The organism is Streptosporangium sp. NPDC002607, from assembly GCF_053592655.1.
This window is the reverse complement of record NZ_JBSFWD010000150.1, coordinates 1-2,513: the sequence shown is the minus strand read 5'-3', so window position 1 is coordinate 2,513 and position 2,513 is coordinate 1. Positions and strand designations below refer to the sequence as shown.

At 66.2% G+C, this 2,513-nt stretch carries 2 protein-coding genes; one reads left to right on the top strand and one right to left on the bottom strand.

The genetic code is table 11. From position 1 onward, the window contains the following. Positions 1-1,055 (bottom strand): activator-dependent family glycosyltransferase (locus ACWD3H_RS47540; protein ID WP_451959785.1); only part of this gene is annotated, 1,055 nt, incomplete at its 3' end. A 592-nt stretch (positions 1,056-1,647) separates the two neighbouring features. Here ACWD3H_RS47540 and ACWD3H_RS47535 point away from each other — a divergent pair. After that, positions 1,648-2,361 carry a class I SAM-dependent methyltransferase gene (locus ACWD3H_RS47535; RefSeq protein ID WP_451959784.1) on the top strand — a complete coding sequence of 238 codons (714 nt, stop codon included), beginning with the start codon at positions 1,648-1,650 and terminating at the stop codon, positions 2,359-2,361. The last annotated feature ends 152 nt before the right edge of the window (positions 2,362-2,513 follow it).

The window sequence follows — 2,513 nt, the reverse complement described above, 5'->3', positions numbered from 1 at the left end:
TCGGGGGCGTCGAACTCCCATGGCACGGTGAGCTGGGGGACCGCGTGCAGGGCGGTGGTGAGGAAGGTGCCGGGGCCGGCGTGGCTGATGACCGCGGCGCAGGTCGGTGCGAGGGCGTGCAGCGGGACGTAGGAGACCAGGCGGGTGTTGCCGGGAACGCGGCGGAGTTTGGTCTGTTCGGATTCGGCGATGGTGGCGACGAGTTCGATGTCGAGGTCGGCCAGCGCGTCGAGGATGTCCTGCACGTCGACGGTGTAGCCGGCGAACATGTCGGTGGCGGTGGTGCCGAGGGTGAGGGCGACGCGGGGGCGTCGGGGCGGGGTCCACAGCCATTTCGGCACGACGGCGGGTCCGCCGTAGGGGACGTATCGCATGGGGAGGTAGTCGAGGTCGGCGCGCATGCTCAGCGAGGCGGGGAGCTGGTCGATGCTGAACTGGCCGGTGATGAGGTCTTCGCTGAAGTCGAAGCCGTACTTGCGGGCGTAGCCGGCCAGCCAGTCGGCGAGCGGGTCGGTGCGCTTCTCGGGGGGCTGTTCGGCCTGGAGGCGCAGGAAGTGCTGCCGGGTGACGCCGAAGACGTCGATGCTCCACAGCAGCCGGGCGTGCGCGGCGCCGCAGGCCTTGGCGGCTATCGCCCCGGCGTAGGTGGTGGCCTCCCAGATGACCAGGTCGGGTCGCCAGTGCCGGGCGAAGTCCACCAGATCGGCGACCATCGGAAAGTTGTCCGGTTTGTGCCAGCGATACAGGAGACTTGCGTAGCCGTCCTGCATCGCCTGCCAGTCGAGGGCCGCGGGGTCCGTCACCGCCGCGTCATAGGGTGCGGGCAGCCCGGCCCGTTCAGCCTCGGCCTGCTCGGCGTGCGCCTCGACTATCCGCCAGGTGGTGTGGTTCCGGCCGACCGGCGCCGCGGTGAGGCCCGCCTGGGTGACCGCGTCGGCGAAGGAGGGCTGGCTGGCGACGCGGACCTCGTGACCGGCGGTGCGCAGCGCCCAGGCCAGCGGCACCATCGTCTGGAAGATGGTCTTGCTCTGGTAGGTGGCCAGCAGGACGCGCATCGTGTCGTTTCTCCTCAGCGGTGTTCGGCAGGTCGTCCCGGCACCGCGCACCGCCCGGTCAGTGCGTGGAAACGCGCCGGAACCAGCGCACGGTAATACGCGGAAGTAGCGCCCAGGAATTCAATGCTAAATATGTCGACGGGCTGAGCCGGCCCCGCTGGGCAGCGTAGCCGATGGGGAAGTACGTCGCCCATATCCAGGTCAGCGTGATCCTTCCGGTCCGGGCTCCGGCGGTAATTCGTGCAGGTCTCATGATTGCCTGCGGAAATGCGGACGATCCGGCGGGCCGCCTTTTCTCGGCACAGCCCGGTACGGATGGTGGGGTATGGCCTGTCCCGCTGGCGGGACGGCTCCCCAAAGCCCGGCTCTCGGCCCCGGGGTTTCCTCGTGACCGGGACGCTGATTTTCCAGAAGAGGGTCTGTAGAATGCCCGATACGATCTACTTTATCTCGGGCATGGCTGCGGAGTCGCGCCGTGGAGCTTTAGCCGTGCCGGTCGCTCATGTTCTGCTCCGCCGAGAGCTGCGCCGATCTGAAATGCGGTGATAGAAAGATGTACAGGGATCGCTACGTTGAGATCTATGACCTGCTCATGCGTAACCGAAAGAAGGGTTACGCCGACCAGTCGGCAGAGGTGGCAGGGATAGTACGTCGGCGAAATCCGTTTGCTTCGTCCTTGCTCGATGTGGCCTGTGGGACCGGTCTGCATTTGCAGTTCTTCGTGAAACTGTTCGATCGAACCGTGGGGCTGGACGTCTCGGCGGACATGCTGAGATTCAGCCAAGCGAAGATTCCGGGGATTGAGGTGCGATGCGCGGATATGCGGGAATTCAAGCTGGGAGAGCTGTTCGACGCGATCACATGTATGTTCGCGATTCCGCACCTGCAGTCGGTGGCCGAGCTCGAAACGACGATCGAGTGTTTCGTGCGTCACCTGGCGCCGGGAGGGGTCGTGATCATCGAGCCGTGGTTCAGCCCGGATGAGTTCATTCCCGGACACGCGGCCACCGATCTCATCAAGGACGGCTCAAGGACGATTTTCCGGGCCTCCCATTCCGTCCGTCACCCCGGCGACGGTAACCGGATTCAGATGGTGGTGCACTCTGTCGAGGTCGATCCCGCCTCCGGAATTCACCATTCCACCGATACGCTCCTCATGACGCTGTTCACCCGCGAGCAGTACGAAACGGCCTTCGCGAAGGCCGGCTGCGATGCCGAATACCTGCGGGACGACCGTTTCGAACGGGGCCTGTGGGTCGCCCGGCGTGCTGCTTCCGGAGGGAAGGACGCGCGGGTGGACGATTGACCGTGGGGCCGGCCAGGAGCCCGGCAGCGTCCCCGGGCGGGACGCACCCCGGTCACCTCTCCTCAGCGGTGTTTGGCGGTGAGTTCTTCCAGCTGCGGGACGAGCTGGTTGGGGGTGGGCAGCGCGTGGATCTCGTCGCGTAGGTCGGTGGC